General features: G+C 44.9%; 18 protein-coding genes. 9 read left to right on the top strand and 9 right to left on the bottom strand.

Annotated features, from left to right (window positions below):
- The first annotated feature begins 80 nt into the window (after nt 1-80).
- On the top strand, nt 81-1,151 hold the full coding sequence (locus RRU94_RS22090) for a nitric oxide synthase oxygenase (protein WP_315693002.1): 1,071 nt from the start codon (nt 81-83) through the stop codon (nt 1,149-1,151).
- 87 nt (nt 1,152-1,238) lie between these two features.
- Here RRU94_RS22090 and mreBH read toward each other — a convergent pair whose 3' ends face one another.
- Nucleotides 1,239-2,246 carry a rod-share determining protein MreBH gene (mreBH, locus tag RRU94_RS22085; protein ID WP_251271980.1) on the bottom strand — a complete coding sequence of 336 codons (1,008 nt, stop codon included), beginning with the start codon at nt 2,244-2,246 and terminating at the stop codon, nt 1,239-1,241.
- A gap of 194 nt (nt 2,247-2,440) precedes the next feature.
- The gene (locus RRU94_RS22080) at nt 2,441-2,944 is read right to left on the bottom strand and encodes an acyl-CoA thioesterase (protein WP_315693001.1); all 504 of its coding nucleotides are present in this window, start codon (nt 2,942-2,944) and stop codon (nt 2,441-2,443) included.
- A 153-nt stretch (nt 2,945-3,097) separates the two neighbouring features.
- Between RRU94_RS22080 and argF the strand changes: the two genes are divergently transcribed.
- Nucleotides 3,098-4,051: an ornithine carbamoyltransferase gene (argF, locus tag RRU94_RS22075; protein ID WP_315693000.1), complete on the top strand. Its 954-nt coding sequence runs from the start codon at nt 3,098-3,100 to the stop codon at nt 4,049-4,051.
- A 235-nt stretch (nt 4,052-4,286) separates the two neighbouring features.
- A complete protein-coding gene (locus RRU94_RS22070) occupies nt 4,287-5,147 on the top strand; it encodes a LysR family transcriptional regulator (RefSeq protein WP_251271978.1) in 861 nt (286 codons plus the stop codon).
- A 131-nt stretch (nt 5,148-5,278) separates the two neighbouring features.
- On the opposite strand, the gene RRU94_RS22065 is transcribed toward RRU94_RS22070, so the two are convergent.
- Both RRU94_RS22065 and gltB read right to left on the bottom strand, forming a co-directional pair.
- On the bottom strand, nt 5,279-6,757 hold the full coding sequence (locus tag RRU94_RS22065; protein ID WP_315692999.1) for a glutamate synthase subunit beta: 1,479 nt from the start codon (nt 6,755-6,757) through the stop codon (nt 5,279-5,281).
- Nucleotides 6,758-6,774: 17 nt separating this feature from the next.
- Nucleotides 6,775-11,367, bottom strand: a complete 4,593-nt coding sequence (gene gltB / locus RRU94_RS22060) for a glutamate synthase large subunit (RefSeq protein WP_315692997.1) — start codon at nt 11,365-11,367, stop codon at nt 6,775-6,777.
- A gap of 129 nt (nt 11,368-11,496) precedes the next feature.
- On the opposite strand from gltB, the gene RRU94_RS22055 reads away from it, so the two are divergent.
- Nucleotides 11,497-12,402 (top strand): glutamate biosynthesis transcriptional regulator GltC, encoded by a 906-nt coding sequence (locus RRU94_RS22055; RefSeq protein WP_251271975.1) that lies wholly within the window; start codon nt 11,497-11,499, stop codon nt 12,400-12,402.
- Between the two features lie 38 nt (nt 12,403-12,440).
- Here RRU94_RS22055 and RRU94_RS22050 read toward each other — a convergent pair whose 3' ends face one another.
- Nucleotides 12,441-13,670 carry an aminopeptidase gene (locus RRU94_RS22050; RefSeq protein WP_315692996.1) on the bottom strand — a complete coding sequence of 410 codons (1,230 nt, stop codon included), beginning with the start codon at nt 13,668-13,670 and terminating at the stop codon, nt 12,441-12,443.
- Between the two features lie 54 nt (nt 13,671-13,724).
- Complete coding sequence (locus RRU94_RS22045) at nt 13,725-14,171, bottom strand: RrF2 family transcriptional regulator (RefSeq protein WP_242233797.1); 447 nt, start codon at nt 14,169-14,171, stop codon at nt 13,725-13,727.
- Nucleotides 14,172-14,337: 166 nt separating this feature from the next.
- Here RRU94_RS22045 and hmpA point away from each other — a divergent pair, with 166 nt between their 5' ends.
- Nucleotides 14,338-15,537 (top strand): NO-inducible flavohemoprotein, encoded by a 1,200-nt coding sequence (hmpA, locus tag RRU94_RS22040; protein WP_315692995.1) that lies wholly within the window; start codon nt 14,338-14,340, stop codon nt 15,535-15,537.
- Nucleotides 15,538-15,579: 42 nt separating this feature from the next.
- Here the strand turns inward: hmpA and RRU94_RS22035 are convergent, their stop codons facing one another.
- Nucleotides 15,580-16,950 carry a putative bifunctional diguanylate cyclase/phosphodiesterase gene (locus RRU94_RS22035; protein ID WP_315692994.1) on the bottom strand — a complete coding sequence of 457 codons (1,371 nt, stop codon included), beginning with the start codon at nt 16,948-16,950 and terminating at the stop codon, nt 15,580-15,582.
- Nucleotides 16,951-17,156: 206 nt separating this feature from the next.
- Here RRU94_RS22035 and motA point away from each other — a divergent pair, with 206 nt between their 5' ends.
- The 4 genes from motA to RRU94_RS22015 all read left to right on the top strand — a co-directional run bounded on the left by motA (nt 17,157) and on the right by RRU94_RS22015 (nt 20,847).
- The gene (motA, locus tag RRU94_RS22030) at nt 17,157-17,960 is read left to right on the top strand and encodes a flagellar motor stator protein MotA (RefSeq protein WP_315692993.1); all 804 of its coding nucleotides are present in this window, start codon (nt 17,157-17,159) and stop codon (nt 17,958-17,960) included.
- The gene (gene motB / locus RRU94_RS22025; protein WP_242233793.1) at nt 17,947-18,708 is read left to right on the top strand and encodes a flagellar motor protein MotB; all 762 of its coding nucleotides are present in this window, start codon (nt 17,947-17,949) and stop codon (nt 18,706-18,708) included. The genes motA and motB overlap by 14 nt, the downstream gene beginning before the upstream one ends.
- A 105-nt stretch (nt 18,709-18,813) precedes the next feature.
- A complete protein-coding gene (locus tag RRU94_RS22020; protein WP_315692991.1) occupies nt 18,814-19,332 on the top strand; it encodes a type 1 glutamine amidotransferase domain-containing protein in 519 nt (172 codons plus the stop codon).
- 120 nt (nt 19,333-19,452) lie between these two features.
- Nucleotides 19,453-20,847, top strand: coding sequence for a methyl-accepting chemotaxis protein (locus RRU94_RS22015; RefSeq protein WP_315692990.1), 1,395 nt, complete (start codon nt 19,453-19,455; stop codon nt 20,845-20,847).
- A 39-nt stretch (nt 20,848-20,886) separates the two neighbouring features.
- Here RRU94_RS22015 and RRU94_RS22010 read toward each other — a convergent pair whose 3' ends face one another.
- Together RRU94_RS22010 and RRU94_RS22005 are read right to left on the bottom strand one after the other, a co-directional pair.
- On the bottom strand, nt 20,887-21,108 hold the full coding sequence (locus RRU94_RS22010; RefSeq protein WP_251271967.1) for a DUF1128 domain-containing protein: 222 nt from the start codon (nt 21,106-21,108) through the stop codon (nt 20,887-20,889).
- A 74-nt stretch (nt 21,109-21,182) separates the two neighbouring features.
- Nucleotides 21,183-22,532: an alanine/glycine:cation symporter family protein gene (locus RRU94_RS22005; RefSeq protein ID WP_315692989.1), complete on the bottom strand. Its 1,350-nt coding sequence runs from the start codon at nt 22,530-22,532 to the stop codon at nt 21,183-21,185.
- Between the last annotated feature and the right edge of the window lie 176 nt (nt 22,533-22,708).

The raw sequence follows: 22,708 nt of genomic DNA, 5'->3' as shown, positions 1-22,708 counted from the left end.
ATTATAACCGGCTGACACGAAATGTTCAAGGTCATAAAGCCCGCATACTGGTATAATTTTGATAAAGAGAGGGATCGAGCATGAACAAAACACGATGGCAGAAAGCAAAGAAATTTATTATCGATTTTTATCAGGAAACAATCCGGCCAGGTGAGGAGGCGAGAGCGAGGCTCGAGCAGGTTTACCGTGAAATAGAAGAGTCGGGTACATATACACATACCTTTGAAGAACTGGAATATGGAGCGAAACTCGCATGGCGGAACAGCAACCGCTGTATCGGCCGGCTGTTTTGGCAGACGCTCCAGGTGTTTGATGAACGAACTGCCGAAACAGCGCTGGATGTGTTTAGTGCACTTGAGCGGCATGTTGTTTTTGCTTACAATGACGGTAAAATCCGGCCGGCTATTACGATTTTCCGGCCGGATCAACAGGAACAAAAAATTCGAATTTGGAATCATCAGCTGCTTCGCTATGCGGGGTATGAACATGCTGGGGATCCACATTCCCGCACGCTGACCGAAAAGTGTGAGACGCTCGGCTGGCGGGGAAAAGGAAGTGACTTTGATTTGCTGCCCTGGGTCGTCCAAATCGGCAGCAATCCTCCCGTCTGGCAGGATGTTCCTAAGAAATGCCGGGTGGAAGTGGACCTTGTCCATCCGGACATCTTGGCTTTTAAAGAATTGGAGCTTAAATGGTACGCGGTTCCGGTTATTTCAGATATGCGGCTTGAGATTGGCGGTATCGACTACCAAGCTGCGCCATTTAACGGCTGGTATATGGGTACAGAAATCGGTGCGCGTAATTTGGCCGATGAAAACCGGTACAACCGGCTGCCAGCTGTGGCAGACGTGATCGGCCTGGACACGCAGTATGCTTCTTCTTTATGGAAAGACCGGGCTCTTGTAGAGCTGAATGTTGCCGTTCTTTACTCTTTTAAACAATCCGGGGTTACTATTGTCGATCATCATACGGCAGCGAGACAGCACCGCATCTTTGAACAAAACGAAGAAGCAGCCGGCAGAAGGGCAACGGGAGACTGGACATGGCTCATTCCGCCCGTATCTCCTGCTGCCACCCATATTTTCCATCGCACCTATAATAATACGATTCTGTCACCAAACTTTTTTTATCAGGCTGCTCCTTACCAATAAAGGATGGGCAGCTTGTATAGAATAGGCCGAACGCGAAACAACACGTTTAAACAAAACAGGCTGCCGAAAACGGCAGCCTGTTTTTGATTATGACGTTACTTTTTGTAATTTTTTGAGGACATGAAGCGAGCGTCCTGTTCCAATCGCTACAGATTCAAGCGGATTTGGCGCTAAATGAACCGGTACGATAATTTCTTCTGCCAGCCATTCTTGAAGGCCATTTAAAAGCGAGCCGCCGCCGCTGATCACAACGCCGCGGTCGACAATATCGCCGCTCAGCTCTGGAGGGGAAGATTCAAGCGTAACACGGATCGTTTCCAGGATAGCCAGAAGCGATTCACGCAGTGCTTTTTGAATCTCATAAGAGCTGACACGTACTGTTTTTGGAAGGCCGGTTACAAGATCACGGCCGCGCACATCCATATGAAGTTCATTGTGCTCAACCGGCGCATAGCCGATTTCTATTTTTACTTTTTCCGCTGTTCGTTCACCAATTAACAAATTATATTCTTTGCGAATATATTGAATGATGTCTTCGTCCAGTTTATCACCAGCAAGGCGGATTGAATTGCACGAAACGACACCGCCGTACGAAATAATCGCTACTTCTGTTGTCCCGCCGCCGATATCAACAATCAAATTCGCAATGGGTTCTTCTACCGGAAGGTCCGCACCAATTGCGGCTGCGACCGGTTCTTCAATCAAGTGCACCGTTTTGGCACCGCTTGATTTAATGGCATCTTGAATCGCCCGGCGTTCTACACCTGTTGCGCCGGATGGTGTACATACCACAACCGTTGGCTTGCGGATCGTGAATCCAGCCGCTTTTCCTGCTTTTTTCATCAATTCTTTTAACATTTCAGAAGTTACATCAAAGTCAGCAATTACTCCATCTTTCATCGGGCGTACTGCGGCAATACGCCCAGGAGTTTTTCCGATCATTTCTTTGGCGTCCGCGCCAACCGCAAGTACTTTTTTCGTATCCATATCAAGGGCTACAACAGAAGGTTCATTTAAAATGATGCCTTTGTCTTTGCTGTAAACGAGCAAATTTGCTGTGCCCAAATCAATACCGATTTCAGCTTGTCCCAACATAATATCCATTCCTCCAAACGGCATTTTTTCGCCTGCGCCCATTATAAGAAAGAAGGGAAACACCCGTACATGGGACAAAAAGATGAATCTTTGTATATTACAGTCATGACAACGAAAAAAGCCGCTCTTAAAGGGAGAAAGAGCGGTCTTGTTACGAAAACTTAAATTTTGTTACGAAAAAGAGGGTACAAAGGTCATACCTTTTTAAAAAAGGCAGCTAGTTCTTTACTATGATCTTTTCTGGATTTCCTATGAGCGGCCCGGGCAGGCGCTGTTTCAAACAGCCATTTTTCTTCTTCTGTCTCCGGGATAACCTCGCCGACTTCTACGGGCTTGCCGTTTTGATCAATCGCGACAAATGTCAAAAAAGAAAGAGCCGCCACTTCTTTGTCACCTGTAATGAGATTTTCAGAGGTTACCCGGACAAAAACTTCCATACTCGAACGGCCTGTATACGTAACCATGGCCATCAGTGTAACCGTATCGCCTACTTTAATCGGCCGTATAAAGTCAACAGAGTCCGTAGAAGCAGTGACAGTCGGATTGCGTGCAAAGCGTGTTGCGGAAATAGAAGCTACGTCATCAATATGAGCCATTAATTTTCCACCGAATAGTGTGCCGTAATAGTTCGTATCCGGTGGGAATACTTGAGCGGATTTTACCGTGATCGTATCTTGCATTCGTGTTCTTTTTCTCATCCTTTATCACCTTTTCCTTCAGTAAAGAGTATACATGAAGAGAAAGTTTTTAGAAAGAAAAGCAAAAAAATTTGGCAAAGAGGTTGTATTTTAATTCTATATAGTGTATAAATATAAATATAACAACGGTGACGGCACGTCGGGGTGACTTTTATGATCACGATAGAAAAAGTAAAAGAACTCGATTTAAAAGGAAAAGATTTCTTGAAACTTCTCGATTTCAGCGCAGAAGAAGTAGAAGCATTGATCGTTCTGGCTGACGATATGAAAAAACGAAAAGAAGCTTATTTTGATGCTTTAAAAGGACAGATTCTCGGTATGATTTTCGAGAAAAATTCCACTAGAACACGTGTCTCATTTGAAGCAGCCATTCTTCAGCTTGGCGGCAACGGCATGTTTTTAAGCTCAGACCAGCTGCAAATTGGCCGCGGTGAAACCATTGAAGACACGGGTAAAGTGTTATCAGGATACCTGGATGGGATTATGATCCGTACGCACGGCCATGACCGAATCGAAAAGCTGGCAGAAGCAGCATCGGTTCCGGTTATTAACGGGCTGACCGATTTGTACCACCCATGCCAGGCGCTGGCTGATTTATTGACGGTATATGAGCTTAAAGGAAGCTTTAAAGGCAGCAAAATGGTGTATATCGGCGACGGCAATAATGTTGCTCACTCTCTAATGATTGGCGCTGTAATGATGGGCATGGACTTTGCTTTAGCAGCACCGAAAGGGTACGAAGCAGACAGTACAGTCATTCAAAAAACAAAGGAAATTGCCGCTCAAACAGGCGCAGTCGTTACCTTTACAGAAGATCCGGCTGAAGCTGTGCAGGGAGCCGATTTTATTTACACGGATGTTTGGACCAGTATGGGGCAGGAAGAAGAGTCTGCTCTTCGATTGGCAGCTTTTGCACCGTATCAGGTGAACGAAGCACTGCTTGCCCAGGCGAACCCAGAATGCAAGTTTATGCATTGCCTGCCAGCGCATCGCGGGGAAGAAGTGTCTGCCGGCGTGATGGACGGAGAAGCGTCTGTCGTGTTCCAGCAAGCTGAAAACCGCATGCATGCTCAAAAAGCAGTTTTGTACAGCTTAATGAAAAAATAAACACATCTCTTGTTCAGCGGTTATCGGAGAACGGCTGGACGCAACGAGATACTTACTTTCAGCTGTTATTGGAGAATGGCTGATCCCTTTAAAACAAAACAAAGCATTCAGATGTCATTGGAGGACACCTGAATGCTTTTTGTTTGCCTTCAATTCCCTTTTTCCTTCTCAATCATGCTAAAATAGAAACAGCTAATAAAAAGTGAAAAGCAATCACGTATGATGGTGGGCGGATATGGAACAAAAATTAAAGGTTTTTTTAACTGTAGTAAAGCATATGAACTTTTCAAGAGCAGCAGAAGAGCTGTTTATCACCCAGCCGGCTGTAAGCCAGTATATTAAGTCGTTTGAGGATGAGCTTGGCATTAAATTAATTGACCGAACGAACAAAAAAATCCGTTTGACGAAAGCAGGCAGCCTTGTTGCTTATTATGGCGGGGAAATTTCTACGCTAAATGATAAGATGAAGCAGGCAGTGGAGGATTTAGCCGGTGAAGTAAAGGGGAAGCTCGCCGTTGGCGCAAGCTATTCGTTTGGGGAATACATTTTGCCGCACATTGTAGCGGATTTCCTCAATAAGTTTCCTTCTGTTGATCCCTATATTACGATTGGGAACACGCAGGAAATTGCTGAAAAGGTCATCCATAATGAAATTGACCTTGGCGTTGTGGAAGGAACAGTGGCTTCAGACAAGCTGATCGCTGAAAAAATTGCCTCCGATAAAATGTACGTGATCAAGGGAAAAAAAGAAAACAGTGAAAAACGTGTTCATTTAAATGAAGAAACATGGATTGTCAGGGAGCAGGGGTCTGGCACAAGAGAAGCATTTGACTGGTTCGCCGCTAAAAACGGCATTCGGCCGGCTAAGATTTTGGAATTTGGCAGCACGCAGATTATTAAAGAAGCAGTTGAAGCAGGACTGGGAGTGGCTCTTTTGTCGGAATGGACGATTCGAAATGAGCTGGAGCTTGAGAAGCTGAAGATTGTAGGCGGCGGGAATTTGTATTATGAGCGGAATTTTTATGCGATCATTCCAGATGCCCCTTTTATGACGAAAACAGCAGAAACCTTTTTACACTATTTAAGACGGGACTAGCGGGAGCTGGTTCTTTTTTTATGCGCATGTACGGCTCATATAATCGCTGTGACAGCGTAAAGAAGGGCCCTCTATTTTTTATTTTAATATGAAAAAAGCTGCCTCTCGTAAGAGGCAGCTTGGAGAGCTGATTAAGGAAGCTTTGTTTCACCCATAAGGAAGCGGTCTGTTTCACGTGCAGCTTCGCGCCCTTCATGAATCGCCCAAACAACAAGGCTTTGTCCACGGCGCATATCGCCGGCCGCAAAAATGCCTTCTTCGTTTGTTGTGTATTTGCCGTATTTCGCAAGTACAGTATTACGTGCTGTTGTATCTACACCGAAGTGGGAAGCAAGCGGCATGTCTGTTCCGCTGAAGCCAATTGCTACAAGCACAAGCTCAACAGGCCACACTTGCTCACTGCCAGGAATTTCTTCCATTGTATAGCTGCCATCTTCAAGATACGTTTTTTCCATACGAACCGTATGAAGTTCTTTTAATTTGCCATGTTCATCCGCTACAAACTTTGTTGTCGCGATCAAATATTCACGTGGGTCTTCCCCGTAAACAGCAGCTGCTTCTGCATACGCGTAATCCAATTCAAATACATTTGGATACTGTGGCCACGGGTTGTTTTTAGTGCGTCTCACAGGCTGAGCTTCGTGCTTGCCGAATTGAACAACGCTTTTAGCGCCCTGGCGAATCGCTGTTGCCACACAGTCAGCACCTGTATCACCACCGCCAATTACGATGACGTTTTTGCCTTCTGCAGAGATTACCCCTTCCTCAGACTCATTCAACAAGCCTTTAATGCTTCTTGTTAAATAATCCATCGCAAGGTAAATACCTTCTGAATCACGGCCTTCGATCACAATGTCACGGTGTGTTTGCGCGCCCGCACAAAGAATCACTGCATCGTATTCTTCTTTCAGCTGTTCTTTTGTAATATCTTTACCGATTGTTGTGTTCACAACAAATTCAATACCTTCGTTTTTAAGCAGGTTAACGCGGCGTTCAACCGTTTCTTTTTCAAGTTTCATAGAAGGAATACCGTACATAAGCAAGCCGCCGATACGATCGTCGCGCTCAAATACCGTTACAAGATGGCCGGCTTTGTTCAGCTGGTCTGCTGCGGCAAGGCCGGCAGGACCAGAACCAACAACAGCTACACGTTTGCCAGTGCGGCGTTTAGGTGGATTTGGTGTAATCCAGCCTTCTTCAAATCCTTTGTCGATAATCGCTTTTTCAATCGATTTAATCGCAACGGCAGGATCTGTAATCGCGACTGTACAAGATCCTTCACACGGAGCAGGGCAGACACGGCCCGTGAACTCTGGGAAGTTATTTGTTTTCAGCAAACGATCCAGCGCTTCTTTCCAGCGGCCGCGGTATACAAGATCATTCCACTCTGGAATCAAATTGTAAAGCGGACATCCGGACGGTGTACCTCCGATCATCTGGCCAGTGTGGCAGAAAGGAGTCCCGCAGTCCATGCAGCGGGCTCCTTGAATTTGCAGTTCTTTTTCCGGAAGCTTTGTCGTATATTCTCTCCAGTCTTTTATCCGTTCAGCCGGGTTGCGCCCTGGAGCTGTTTTGCGTTCATATTCGATAAAACCGGTAGCTTTCCCCATCAATTCATTCTCCTTTCTTACGCGTTCTCAACGACTGGCATTTTTTTCTCTGTAAATGCTGCGTACTTCGCATCAGCCGTTTTCATTCCTTGCTGTTCATAGTAAGAAATAGATTTCATCATTTCTTTGTATTCGTAAGGGATAACACGGATAAAGTGGTGTTTCTCCGTTTCCCAATTTTCAAGAATAGAAGCGGCAATCGGACTGCCTGTCCATTGTAGGTGACGTGTAACCAATGTTTTTAGTTCGTTTTCTTCTTGTAAGCCGTCCAATGATTCTGTCAGAACCATTTCACGGTTGACGCGGCTTTCAGCACGATCACGCTCTGGCGCGTACAGGTAAGCAATACCACCGGACATACCAGCTGCAAAATTGCGGCCAGTTGGACCAAGAATCACAACGCGTCCGCCTGTCATGTACTCACAGCCGTGATCCGTTACGCCTTCAACCACAATATCAGCACCGCTGTTACGAACAGCAAAACGCGTTCCGGCACGGCCGTTAATAAAGGCCTCACCGCTTGTTGCACCGTATAAGTTTACGTTTCCGCAAATAGCGTGTTCATGTGGTACAAGGTTTGCATCGCTGTGTGGACGAACAATAAGGCGTCCGCCTGAAAGACCTTTACCGAAGTAATCGTTCGCGTCTCCATTCACTGTAAACGTCAAACCTTTTGGAAGAAAAGCGCCAAAGCTTTGTCCAGCAGAGCCGTTGAATGTAAATTGAACGGTATTGTCTGGAAGACCTTCCGCACCGTGTGCGAGTGTTACAGCGGAACCGGTAATCGTACCAGCCGCACGATCGGTATTGATAATATCAAATTCAGCCGCAACGGCTTCTTTGTTTTCAAGCGCTGGGCGAACAGCGTCTAATAGAAGACGGCGGTCAATCGTACGGTCCAGCTTGTAATCTTGATCTGTTGTTTTATATTGTTTTTGGCCCGGCTTAAGCGGCGTCATATAAAGAAGAGGGAACAGATCCAAGTATTTCGCTTTCGGATGCTGATCTTTTCTTGCATGCGGCTTTAATACCTGTTTTTGGCCAATCATTTCATCAATTGTACGGAAGCCAAGCTCAGCCATCAATTCGCGGATTTCGCGTCCCACGAACGTCAAGTAGTTCACCACGTGGTCGGCATCGCCCATGAATTTTTCACGCAGTGCCGGGTTTTGTGTCGCAACTCCAACTGGGCATGTATCCATATGGCATACGCGCATCATGACACAGCCAAGAACAACAAGTGGAGCTGTTGCAAAACCGAATTCCTCGGCACCAAGAAGGGCAGCAATTACTACATCACGGCCGTTCATAAGCTTTCCGTCTGTTTCAAGTGTTACTTTTTCACGCAAACCGTTCATAAGAAGAGTCTGGTGTGTTTCAGCCAAGCCGATTTCCCACGGAAGGCCGGTATGCTTAATACTTGTTTTCGGCGAAGCACCTGTACCGCCTTCGTAGCCGCTGACAAGAATAACATCTGCCAAGCCTTTTGCAACACCGGCTGCAATTGTACCAACACCTGTTTTGGCTACCAGCTTCACGTTGATACGCGCTTTATGGTTCGCATTTTTCAAGTCATAAATAAGCTGCGCCAAGTCCTCAATTGAATAAATATCATGGTGAGGCGGAGGAGAAATCAAGCCGACACCTGGTGTAGAACCGCGTGTTTCCGCGATCCATGGATATACCTTTTTACCAGGCAGATGGCCGCCTTCACCCGGCTTCGCGCCTTGGGCCATTTTGATTTGAATCTCAGATGCTGTATTTAAGTACTCGCTTGTCACACCGAAACGGCCGGAAGCAACCTGCTTAATCGCACTTGAACGGATATCTCCGTTTGCATCTGGTGTATAGCGGTCTGAATCCTCGCCGCCTTCACCGCTGTTGCTTTTTCCGCCCAGGCGGTTCAAGGCAATAGCCAGTGATTCATGGGCTTCTTTACTAATAGAACCATAAGACATGGCACCGGACTTAAACCGTTTAAAGATGCTTTCAAGTGGTTCAACTTCATCGAGCGGAACCGATGGACGGGCAGTGAAATCTAAATCTAGCAATCCACGAAGGAACATAATATTTTCTTCGTTTACAAGCTCTGAGTATTCTTTATAAAGCTCGTAGTTATTTGTTCGTGCCGCATGCTGGAGCATGTGGATCGTTTTTGGATTGAAGGCGTGTTTTTCACCTGTGCGTCTCCATTGGAATTCACCGCTTGAATCAAGAGTCGGATCTGTGAATTCACCTTTACCGAATGCGTCGTGATGGCGGACAAGCGTTTCTTGAAGTACCACATCAAGCGTAATACCGCTTAGCGCTGTTGTCGTGCCTGTAAAGTATGTTTCGATTACTTCGCGTCCAATACCGACCGCTTCGAAAATTTGTGCACCGCGGTAACTTTGAACAGTGGAAATCCCCATTTTCGCCATTACTTTAACGATGCCGCTTGTTGCTGCGTAGTTGTAGTTTTTCTCAGCTTCTTCTGTTGTCATGCCTGGAATTGTTCCGTCTGCTACCATTGAGCGGAGGGAAGCAATCGCAAGGTATGGGTAAATCGCATCTGCGCCGTAGCCGATCAAGCAGCAGAATTGGTGTACGTCACGTGCTTCTGCTGTATCAAGCACAAGGCTGATATTTGTGCGGCGCCCGTTTTTGATTAAATGCTGATGAATACCGCTCACAGCAAGAAGAGCAGGGACCGCTGCTTGTTTGCTCGTTACGCCTCGGTCTGACAAGATCAGAATAGATGCGCCGTTTTCAATTGCTGCATCTGCCTGTTTATACAAAGCTGCCATTGTAGCGGCTAAATCTACTTTTTCTTTCGTATTAAATAGAAGAGAAAGAGTAGCTGTTTGGAATGCAGGGTTTTGATTGTGCACGATTTTATTCCATTCTTTTTCGCCAAGAATCGGTGTTTCTAAGCGAATACGACGGCTGTTTTCGGCTGAAGGAGCCAAAATGTTTCCTTCATTGCCAAGAAGCGTCATCATGGATACAACGTTATCTTCACGAATCGCATCGATTGGCGGGTTCGTTACTTGTGCGAACAGCTGTTTAAAATAGTTGTATAAAAGCTGTGGACGCTCAGACAAAACAGCAAGCGGTGCGTCATAGCCCATTGAACCGATTGGATCGGTTTTTTCTGTCGCCATTGGCGCAATTTGTTTTGTCAGTTCATCGAACGTGTAGCCGAATGCTTTATGAAGGTTCAGCATTTCTTTTTCAGTAAAAGCTTCTTCCTTTGCACCAGACGCATCTTCAAGGTCTGTAATGTGCACTAGGTTTTGATCAAGCCATTCACGGTAAGGCTCTGCTGTTGTGATTTCCTGCTTGATTTCTTCGTCAGAAACAATGCGACCTTCCTCTAAATCAACAAGCAGCATTTCACCAGCGCTGACAGTTTCTTTTTTCACGATGCGCTTTTCATCTACTTCAATCGTACCTACTTCAGATGAGTAGATGATATGATCGTCATCTGTTACGTAGTAACGAGCCGGGCGCAAGCCATTACGGTCAAGGATTGTACCGATTTTGCGTCCATCTGTGAAAGAAATAGAGGTTGGTCCGTCCCATGGCTCCATTAAGCAGCTGTGGTATTCATAAAAAGCAAGCTTCGGATCTGCCATATGCGGATCACGGTCCCATGGTTCCGGAATCAGCATCATCGCTGCATGTGGAAGGGAGCGGCCTGAAAGTGTTAAAAATTCGATGGCGTTATCAAGCATTGCCGAGTCACTGCCATTTGTATCGATAATTGGCAGAAGGTCTTTGTATTGATCGCCAAACAATTTAGAATAGCCGGCTTTCTCACGCGACTGCATCCAGCTTACATTTCCACGGTTTGTATTAATTTCACCGTTGTGAATTAAATAGCGGTACGGATGCGCACGTTCCCAGCTTGGGAATGTGTTTGTACTAAAACGCGAGTGAACAAGGGAAAAAGCAGATTGATAGTCTTCCTTTGCCAGATCAACATAATACTGGTCGATTTGTTCAGGCGTCAGCATTCCTTTATAAATAATGGTCCGTGTTGAAAAGCTTGGGATGTAGAATGAGCCTTTTACATCCGGGTTATTTCCGATCTCATTTTCGATACGTTTTCTCATTACATAAAGCGCACGTTCAAAATCTTTTTCTGTTTCGTGCTTTTTGCTTTTTTCAACAAATAGCTGCATTACATAGGGAGCGATCACAAGCGCTTCTGGTCCAGCTGCTTCCGGGTTAACCGGAACGTCGCGCCAGCCAAGCAATTTTAAGCCTTCTTCGTGAAGAATTAATTCTGTTTCTACTTGAATTTGCTCACGTTCTTTTTCGTTTTTTGGCAAAAAGAACATACCGACTGCATAATCATATGGAGCAGGTAACGTAATGTTTAAATTTTCGCACTCTTTACGGAAAAAATCATCGCAGATTTGCAGCATAATTCCTGCACCATCGCCAGTTGTTCCGTTTAAGTTTCCGCCGCGGTGTTCCAAACGGCAAAGCATATGAATACCATCCTGCACAATTTTGTGGGATGGACGACCTTTTATATTTGCAATAAAACCGATACCGCAGGCATCATGTTCATTTTTTGGATCATATAAGCCCTGTTTTTCTGGGTAACCGTATAGATTCATGTTGTGCACCTCCGCGTTCAAATCATCTTTCTCTGTTATATTTATTGTAGGGTTCAGAAATGATACAATCAATATATTATTAATAAGTTATTGATCTCAAAATGATATGAGTCAGGAGTGTGGATGAAAATGGAAATGAGACAAGTGAAATACTTCATGGAAGTGGCGCGCCAGGAACATATGACTGAAGCCGCTTTTCATCTGCATGTTGCGCAGTCTGCTGTCAGCCGCCAAATTGCCAAGCTTGAAGATGAACTTGGCGTTGAGCTTTTTTTGCGCGAAGGACGCAGCGTCCGCCTGACCCATGCAGGGCGTATTTTTTACGACCATGCTCTTGTAGCGATGGAAGCGATGGATAAAGCAGTAAAAGCAATTGAAGATTATTTAAACCCGGAAGCCGGCAAAATCCGCCTTGGTTTTCCGAATTCCTTAGCCACAAAAACATTGCCCCGTGTCATTTCTGCTTTTCGAAATCAATACTCGGATGTTGGCTTTGATTTTAAACAAGGCTCCAACCGGGAACTGCGTGAACGCGTGGAAAAAGGGGAAATCGATCTTGCCTTTGTGTCACCTGTTCCGGAGCCGACGGCTGAAATCAACACACATGTTTTTTTCTCTGAGCACATGAGAGCCCTTATTCCGACTCACCATCGCTTAGCTAAGCAGTCATCGATTAATCTTCGTGACTTGATGGATGATCAGTTTGTCTTGTTTCGTACAGGATATGATATGCGGGCACTTGTGCTTGATGCATGCAGAAAAGTAAATTTTGAACCGTCTGTGGCTTTTGAAAGTGAGGATATTTACACGATTAAAGGGTTAGTGGAAGCAGGTCTTGGTGTGAGTCTCCTGCCGGAAACACTGCTGATTGACCAAACACCGGTAGGCACTGTCAGTATTCCGGTCAGCGTGCCGCGTGTGACCCGGACTGTAGGAGTCATCATGACAAAATCAAGGATGCTGCCGCCGTCTGAAAAGCTGTTTTATGAATTTTTGATTAAATACTACAACCGGTTAAACGAATTTAGCTTTTAAAAAAGATCCCGAGATTCTCGGGATCTTTTTTTTAGCCGTTATGCCCAGTTGCCGTTGCGGAAAACCGCTTCGCGTGTGCCGTCTGCTTTAATACCATCAATATTCATTTCAGCAGAACCGATCATAAAATCAACGTGAGTGATGCTTGTGTTTAAACCGTTTTTCTCGAGCTCCTCCTGAGACATTTCCTTGCCGCCTTCAATACAAAATGCATATGCACTGCCGATAGCCAGGTGGTTGGAGGCATTTTCATCGAAAAGCGTGTTGAAAAACAGGATACCTGCATTGGAAATAGGAGAGTCATGAGGGACAAGTGCCACCTCTCCAAGATAATGTGAACCTTCATCTGTATCGATCAGCTGTTTTAATACTTCTTCACCCTGCTCAGCCGATACATCCACAATTCGTCCATCCTTAAACGTAACTGTAAAGCCATCAATAATATTACCCGCATAGCTGAGCGGCTTTGTTGCTTTTACGTATCCGTTCACACCGGTTTTAACCGGGACTGTGAAAACTTCTTCGGTCGGCATATTCGCCATGAAGCTATGGCCCTGCTCATTTATACTGCCGGCACCGACCCATAGGTGCGTATCTGGCAGATCAATCGTTAGGTCCGTGCCGGGCGCAGTATAATGAAGCGTTTTAAAATGCTGCTTGTTTAACTCTGTAACTTTTTCTACAAGGCGGGCATCATGATCTTTCCAGGATTGAACAGCATCCTCATGATCCGCGCGTACCGCTTTGAAAATGGCATCCCATAGGGCTGGAATCCGTTCTTCCTGTGGAAGATCCTCAAATACTTTATCGGCCCAATCCTGTGAAGGAGCTGCGATGACCGTCCAGCTCACTTTGTCTGACTGAATGTATTCACGGTACTTTTTCATCGCTGTGCCGGCCGCTTTCTGATAAGCCGCAATCCGTTTTCCATCGACACCTTTTAACAAGTCTGGTCCGGACGAGACGATTGACATAAAAGCGGCGCCTTCTTCCGCGAGTGATTCCATCATTTGTTTGTTCCATGCTGGAAACTCATGAAAAGCTTCTTCCGGTGCAAGTGTGTATTTTAATCTGGATACCGTGTCATCGCTCCAGTCCACATATACGTGCTTGGCGCCTGCCTGGTAAGCTTTTTCTACGATTAAGCGGACAAGCTGTGCTGAATCAATAGCTGCACGCACAACGAGTGTTTGTCCTGGCTGAATATTTACACCGGTTGTAACTGCAAGCTGCGCGTAATTTTGGAGCTGTTCCTCGAAAGTTTTCATCGATATTCTCCTTTGCCTATGTAATATAGACAGTTTATCAAAAAAGGTGATTATTTACATAATAGAAGCGTCGGATTCCAAAAAGATACGGAGCATATCCTTGTCTGCTAAAAAGTCATTTAGCGTATAACGATCCAGTACGGCAAGAAAGGCCTGCAGTGCTTCTGCAAATACGTGGCGCAATCCGCAAATTGGAGTGATCGAGCAGCGGCCGGGATCAACAAAGCATTCAACAATGTGAAAATCATCCTCGGTTTTCCGGACAACTTCACCGATATTAATATCAGAAGGTTTTTTTGCCAGGCGGATACCGCCATTTCGCCCCCGGATTGTTTCGATATAGCCAAGCTTGCCTAATTCATGCGTCACTTTCATTAAATGGTTTTTTGAAATATTATACGCATCGGCAATTTCTTTTATATTAGATAATTCTCCTTCTTCTTTTGCTCCCAGAAAAACAAGCATGCGAAGCGAGTAGTCTGTATAAAGAGTTAGTTTCATCGTTCTCACCTGTCCTATAGGTCTATTATGTCATGTAAGAAGAAATTTGTGCAATTGTGAACGTTTTTTTAAACATACTTTTTAAATATTGTTTTTCAGGGGCAGGTGGCGTATAAATAAGATGTATTAAAAATGTATCTTTTAAAAAGACCCAGGGGGAATTATTGTGCTATCACAAAAAACAATCGATATCGTTAAATCAACTGCTCCTATTTTAGAAACACACGGTGTTGAAATCACAACTTATTTCTATAGAACGATGTTTGAAGCTCACCCCGAGCTGCTCAATATTTTTAATCATGCCAACCAGTCAAAAGGACGTCAGCAAACGGCTTTGGCCAATACGGTTTATGCAGCAGCCAAGTATATTGATCAGCTTGAAGTACTGCTTCCGGCTGTTAAACAAATTGCCCACAAGCACCGCAGTCTTGCCATCAAGGCCGAACATTATCCGATTGTAGGGGAATATTTACTGAAGGCGATCAAAGGCGTGCTCGGTGAAGCGGCGACAGACGACATCATTAATGCATGGGCAGAAGCATACGGGGTTATTGCTCAAATATTTATCGATGTAGAAAAAGAAATGTATGACCAAGCAGAACAGCAGCAGCATGGCTGGAAGGATTTTAAAGAGTTTGTCATTCAAAGAAAAGTAAAAGAAAGCTCATTGATTACTTCCTTCTATTTAAAAGCAAAAGACGGCGAGCCTGTGCCGGCTTATCTGCCAGGACAGTATATTACGATTCGGACATCCATCCCTGGAGAAGAGTTTTTAGTGAACCGCCAATATAGCTTATCACAAGCACCTGGGTCCCATTCTTTCCGTATTTCTGTCAAACGGGAAGCCGATCACAATCCGGAAGGAAAAGTATCTGTTTACCTTCATGACCAGCTGCAAGAAGGCGATACATTGGAAGTCAGTGCGCCAGCCGGTGATTTTTATTTAGAACAAGGCACACAGCCTGTGGCGCTTATTGCGGGCGGAGTAGGGATCACACCGATGATGGCAATGCTTGGCTCGATTGCACAAAATGAACCAGACCGGAAAACGGTTCTGATTCAAGCGGCACGAAACAAAGAGGCGCGTGCATTTGAAGAAGAAGCGGCGGAACAAATAAATCGTCTTTCCAATGGAAAGATGTACGTGGCTTATGAAGAGAAAAAAAATGAGTCGGATGTATGTGATGTAACCGGCTATATTAGTAAAAGCTTTTTACAAGATGCTCTTGATCCGCAAAGCATCTGCTACGTATGCGGTCCGGTGCCGTTTATGCAAGCTGTCGTTCGTCATTTAACCGAGCTTGGCTTTAACGAGCAAAATATCAAATATGAATTTTTCGGGCCGGCAATGGCCTTGCAGGCATAATGAAAAAGCCGCAGCTTCCAACGTGGAGGCTGCGGCTTTTTTTTAGGAACCATATTTTTTTTCCGTAAAATAAGCATCCAAAACATCCGGAAGCTCAGGCCGGCTGATCAAATAACCTTGAATGGAGTCGCAGCCCAGTCTTTGCAGCACGCTCAGCTGCTCTTGTTTTTCCACACCTTCTGCCGTAACGGACAGCCCGAATAAGTTTGCCAGCTGAATAATCATTTCAACAAGTGCTTTGTCTTCAAACGAAGTATGAACTTCGTTAATAAAAGACTTGTCGATTTTAAGTGTATCAATCGGAAGGTTTTTTAAATGCGTCAGTGATGAAACGCCTGTTCCAAAATCGTCCAGTGAAATGGTGATACCTTCTTTTTTCAGCAGAGTGATAATACGGCAGGCATTTTGAAAGTCTTCCATCACTGCTGTTTCCGTTATTTCCAGTTCAAGAAACCCGGCATCCAGCTTACAGTCATGAAGAATATCACGAATCATTTCGGGCAGCCGGTCTGATAAAAACAGCGGTGCAGAAATATTAACAGCCACCCGTTGAAACGTATGATTCGTTTCTGACCATTTTTTCATCTGACGGCAGGCTTCCTGTAAGATCCATTTTGTTAAATCGAAGATAAATCCGTTTTTTTCAGCAACCGGAATAAATAAAGCGGGTGATACTGTACCGTGAACCGGGCTGTTCCAGCGAATAAGTGCTTCAACAGAATCGGTCTTTCCACTGTGAATGCTCAATTTAGGCTGATAACACAAGAAAAATTCGCCGTTTTGAAGAGCGCTTCGGAAGCTCATAGCCAGCTGAAGTTCAAGGTCCTGCCGTTGAAAAGAGGTATTATACAGCACAAGATTGTTTTTTCCATGGTGCTTTACATGGCGCAGAGCCCGCTCAGCATGAAGCAAAAGCGTGTGGCCGTTCCTTCCATCCTCGGGAGCCAGGGCAACACCTGCTGAAAAAGTAAGATGAACCGGAGCGCCGGAAATATAAAATGGACTTTGCAGGGAAAGAAACTGGTCAGCAAGCATCGTCTGAATTCCCTCGCGGCTATATGTGCCGGGTATAGCAAGCGCGAATTTATTTCCTTCAATTCGGGCAGCGAGACTATGGGCAGGAGCGGAAAACGCAAGTCGCTCTGAAAACTCAACCAAAACACTGTCGCCGCTTTCATAGCCATATTCTTCATTGATCCAATTGAAGTTATCAAGATCAATGACCACAACGGCAATTGGGAGATTGAGCGGTGTAGTCCGGGCTTCGATAAACTGTTCGAGGCTGCGGCGGTTTGGAAGGTTTGTTAATAAGTCTGTCTGCTTTCGGTAAAAAGCATATTTTTTTCGCTGAAATCTAAACAAAATGAGTGAAATAACGACAAAAGCAAAGAAAAGAAAGAATGATAGATTCATAAGTGAAAACCTCGTATGAATAAGTTGAATGAGATTAGTTTAGCAAAAGGATGTAAAGCTGGTGCTAAAGTTTTATTAAGTTTAGCCTAAAAAAGAACACACGTGTAACAGTTCTGTCATTCTTTTTCTTTGTCGAAACGTGTAAACTATGGCTGAAGCTGCCGATATAAAGATCAAAGTATATAGAAGTAAGGAGCTAATGTATTGTGGATAAAACATCTCTTGTTGGTATTATTCTAGCTATTATTGCCGTCGGAGTCGGCATGGTCGCCAAAGGAGTAAGCCCCGCTGTTTTAATTAACCCGGCCGCGTTTTTAATTATTATTCTTGGAACAGTGGCAGCTGTGACAATTGCTTTTCCTGGTTCAGAATTGAAAAAAGTTCCAAAACTGTTCGGTATTTTATTTAAGGACCAAAAAAGAATGACTCCGCAGGAAGTGATCGGCTTGTTCACAAGCTGGGCGGAGCTTGCTCGTAAGGAAGGATTGTTATCTCTCGAAACAAAAATGAACGATATTGAAGATGACTTTTTAAAAAATGGTATGAACCTTGCAGTAGATGGACAGAGCGCAGATTATATCCGCGATGTATTAAGTGAAGAAATCGCCGCGATGGAAGACCGCCATACAGCGGGTGCCGCTATTTTTACACAGGCGGGCACGTACGCACCGACACTTGGGGTGCTGGGGGCAGTAGTCGGCTTGATTGCCGCGCTTGGCAATATGAGCGATACAGATGCGCTCGGCCATGCCATTTCCGCTGCATTCGTGGCAACGCTGCTTGGTATTTTTACAGGGTACGTATTATGGCATCCATTTGCAAATAAGCTAAAGCGAAAATCATCACTTGAAGCGAAAACAAAAGAAATGATGATTGAAGGCATTCTTTCGATTCTAGAGGGAGAAGCGCCGCGCGTTCTGGAACAAAAGCTTGCTTCCTACCTGCCTGCGGATGAAAAGAAAAAACTATTAAATGCCGATGGAGGGGGATTAGGAGATGGCCAAGCGTAAACGTCATAAAAAGCATGAAGATCATGTAGATGAATCGTGGCTCATCCCGTATGCGGACTTGCTGACACTCCTCCTCGCTCTTTTTATCGTTTTGTTTGCAAGCAGCTCCATGGACGTGCAAAAGTTTCAAGCCATTGCCTCCGCTTTTAATAATGAGCTTGAAGGAGGCAGCGGTGTTCTTGATTTTCCAAGCCCCGTTTCTGATCCATCGATGACAGAAACGGAAGAACAAGAGGAAAACTTAAAGGCAGCCGATAAAGAAGAGCTCAAGGAAATGCAGAAAAAAATGACTGATTATATAAAAGAAAATAACCTTGAGGACAAAGTAGAAACAGCACTTAACGGCGAAGGGCTTCTGCTTCGTATTCGGGATAATGTTTTATTTAGTTCCGGTGACGCAGAAATCCAGCCGGATCAGCTTGCAAGCGCCCGCGACATTTCAAAATTGCTTGTCATGGATACGCCGCGCAGTATTATTATCAGCGGTCACACAGACAATATGCCGATCAAAACCGCTCAGTTTGATTCGAACTGGGAGCTGAGTGCGATGCGGGCTGTGAACTTTATGAAGGAAATCTTAAAAAATAACCAGCTTGATCCGCGGCTTTTCAGTGCGAAAGGCTATGGTGAATACCAGCCGATCGCGTCGAACGATACGGCTGAAGGACGGGCTCAAAACCGCCGCGTCGAAATTTTAATTTTGCCGCAGGGTGAAACGGAGCAATCCGTAAGTTCTTCGGCAGAATAACAGAAAGAGCCTCGCTCTTTCTGTTTTTTTTGTTTAAAGAAAATTAGACAGGGTAAATCTAAAACGTAAATCATTTGAACTAGTGTAATCGGAAAGGAGCACGTTATGAGTAAAAAAATTGCCGTACTTATTACAGACATGTTTGAGGATGTAGAATACACAGAACCTGCTAAAGCATTCCAGGAAGCCGGTCATGAACTGGTAACAATTGAAAAAGAAGCAGGAAAAACAGTTAAAGGAAAACAGGGCGAAGCATCCGTTTTGATCGATAAAGGGATCGATGAAGTCAATTCCTCCGACTTCGACGCCCTGTTGCTGCCAGGCGGCTTTTCCCCGGATCAGCTGCGTGCAGATGACCGCTTTGTACAATTTACAAAAGAGTTTATGGACGCAAAAAAACCTGTTTTTGCGATTTGCCATGGACCGCAGCTGCTGATCACAGCGAAATCACTTGAAGGACGCGATGCGACAGGGTACAAATCCATTCAAGTTGATATGGAATACGCCGGGGCAAAGGTTCAGGACAAGGAAGTAGTGGTCTGCCAAAACCAGCTTGTCACAAGCCGCCAGCCAGACGATATTCCGGCATTTAACCGTGAATCTTTAAAATTATTGTCCTCGTAAAAAGAAAAGCCGCTTAAGCGGCTTTTTTTTTCGAAAAAAATGATCGTTTTTTTCGGAGTAAAATGTATAATAGGTTATAAGAACTATTATATTTTGCTTATTTTTGAGGGGGTGAGAAAAATGAAAAGCTTACGTGGAAAGCTTTTTGTCAGTTTTGGTTTATTAATCGCCTTAGCATTAATCATCTCAGCTGTAAACTTTATAGCCATCTCAAGCTTAAATCAGAATACAGAAAATCTTCTTTCCGAGACGCTGCCGCCGCTGCTTGAAGGCGGAGATGTTTCATCACAAAGTATCAAACAAATAGCAGAAGAAAGTGAAAGCGTTATCGATTTTGGACAGCGTTCTATGGCTATCAGTTTGATTTTAGGTGCTGCTGCCTTACTTATTGGCATCGTTCTAGCTTGGGGAAGTGTACGTTCGATTATTCGTCCCCTCAAAGAGGCGGCCCAGCGAATGAATGACATGGCTGCCGGCCGTATTCATGGTGAGCCGCTTCACTCCGATGCAGACGATGAAGTCGGCCAGCTTGTACTGGCTATCAATGAAATGAATGAACAGATCGGCTCGATTTTTTCACGGATTAAAAACGTGTCTGGTAAAGTAGAAGAAGAAAGCACCGTGCTGCATGAACAATCAGGCCGCGTCCAGCAGGAAACAAGCCAGATTGCGGCAATGATGGAGCAAATGTCTGCTGGAGCAGAAGAGCAGGCACGCTCTGCTACTGCCTTAACAGAAATGTTTGGTAAGTTTGTAGAGGATATTTCCATCGCGGCAATGGGAGGTGAGGATGTCAGACAGGGAGCAGCTGAAATGGTTTCTTTAACGGACGAAGGCGAGCAGGAAATGAAGCAGTCAGTTGAGCATATGAACACCATATACCAAAACATGACAGACGCCCTTCAAAAAGTAAAAGGGCTTGATACCCGGATGAAAGATATTACAGAGCTTGTCAGCATTATCCGCCAGGTAGCAGAACAAACCAATCTGCTTGCCTTAAATGCAGCGATCGAAGCTGCACGGGCAGGGGAGCATGGCCGTGGGTTTGCAATTGTAGCGGATGAAGTAAGAAAACTGGCTGAACAGGTAGCCCAATCGATTACCGGTATCAACTCGATTATTGCCAGTGTTCAGCAGGAGTCTGCCGAAGTGGTGGTAACGCTTGAAGGCGGCTACGAGCTTGTCGCGGAAGGAACGAACCAGATTACCGGCACCGGCGATAAATTTACTGCAATGAAAGAACGCATCAGTCAGTTAAGCACCCATGTGGCTTCAATCTCAGATTCGCTTTATGTGATTATGGATCACACTGCAAAAGTGAATCAATCCATTTCGAGTATTGCCGCTGTTTCTCAAGAGTCAGCAGCAGGCATTGAAGAAGCAGCGGCCAGTGTTCAGCAGACAAACCAGTCGGTAGAAGCCATTTCTTCTATTGCTGCGCAGCTCGATGAACACGCCAATGAGCTTGGTGATTCAATGAAGCAATTTCAAATCGACGAAAACAGGGGCCAGTAAATAATAAAAACACCCGCTCTAAGGAAGCGGGTGTTTTTATTATTTACGCAAGTTTCCAAGTTCTTCGGCAATTGCCTGCATTTCACTCGGGCTAAAAGACTGCTTGCGGACCACTAATTCATAGATATCCTTTAAATCGTCATAGGAAGAAGTGCTGAAATGCTCAGGGCTGATTGCACCCGTGTTTACCATTCGCAATTTTGTTGTGATTTCATCAACCATATACTGAATATTTTCTGCTGATTTTTTGCTTAAATCCAAGACGTCGTCACCTTTTTCATTTTTAACCATCATTCCACGTTTTAGGAAGGTTGTCAATAAAGGAAAACAAAAGCTTAAACTATATCCTTCTCTTCGCGTATTTTCTTTAAAATAATTCGCGTTTCTGAAACGACAACACCGGAAAGAGCCAGAACGCCGATTAAATTTGGCAATGCCATTAAGCCATTCATAATATCCGAAAACGTCCAAACAAGATCAAGGCTTGCTACCGCTCCAACAAAGGCAGCGAACACAAAAGCAGCCCGGTAATAAGGAATGATTTTTTTGCTGAATAAATAGGTGCAGCATTTCTCGCCGTAATAGGACCAGCCGATAATCGTGGCGGAAGCGAAAAACAGCAAGCCGACGGCGACCACATAAGAACCGGCAGAGCCAAGAAAAGTATTAAAGGAAGCGGTAGTCAATTCACTTCCATGCAGGCCGCTGTTATACTGGCCGGCTAACACAATCGTCAGTCCAGTAATCGAACAAATAACAATCGTATCAATAAATACCTGCGTCATGGAAACAAGCGCCTGGCGTGCCGGGAAATCGGTTTTGGCTGCAGCCGCCGCAATCGAAGCAGAACCAAGACCCGCTTCATTGGAGAAAACACCCCGGGCCACACCATAGCGTATCACGGTGCCAAGAGCACCGCCCGCAGCTGCGTCTCCTGTAAAAGCATCGGCCAGAATCAAGGAAAGCGCTGCTGGAATTTGTTCTGCGTTTATAAACAAAACAATCAAGCCGGCAAGTACATAAAAAACAGCCATAAAAGGAATAAAAAAGGAAGTAACCCGTCCAATGCTTTGAATGCCGCCAAGGAGGACCAGGCCTGTGAAAAGCATCAGTGCGAGACCGGTTCCCCAATTCGGTATATGAAAAACAGACCGGACGACTCCGGAGACGGAATTGGCCTGAACAAGGTTGCCGATACCGAAAGCGGCAATGGCGCCAAAAGCAGCAAACAAAACACCAAGCCATCTTTGGCCAAGCCCGTGTTCAAGGTAGTACATCGGGCCGCCGGACATTTCACCGTTTTCGTCCTGCACCCGGTATTTCACGGCGAGAACGGCTTCTGCATACTTTGTAGCCATTCCGAAAAAAGCACTGATCCACATCCAAAAAAGAGCGCCCGGACCGCCTATTAATATAGCGCTGGCTACACCTACAATATTTCCGGTGCCAATTGTAGCGGCCAGCGCTGTCATTAAAGCCTCGAAATGAGAAATGTCTCCTTCTGAGTCAGAATCCTGGCTTTTACTAAATGCCAGCTTAAGGGAATAAGGAAGCAGCCGTATTTGCAAAAAGCCGATACGCAAAGTGAGGTAAATACCGGTAAGGGTGATTAAAATTAACAGAGGCAGGCCCCAGATAAATGAGCTGATGCGGCTAAGTATCTCTAAAAGGCTGTCTTGTCCCATTTCAGACCTCCATTTCTTTTTTTTGAGACCCATTTGGAAATCAGCTGGCCGGCTAATGGATTTATTTTTTATGAATATGCGTTTTAATCTATTTTATTAAGGGAAAAGCTTGAACATCGAAAAGGAAAACTGGCTTGGCAAGCCGAATACTTTAAAATGCTGAGACAAAGAAAAGA

It is taken from the genome of Domibacillus sp. DTU_2020_1001157_1_SI_ALB_TIR_016, from assembly GCF_032341995.1.
Taxonomy (GTDB): Bacteria; Bacillota; Bacilli; order Bacillales; family Domibacillaceae; genus Domibacillus; species Domibacillus indicus_A.
This window is presented reverse-complemented; position numbering and strand designations above follow the sequence as displayed.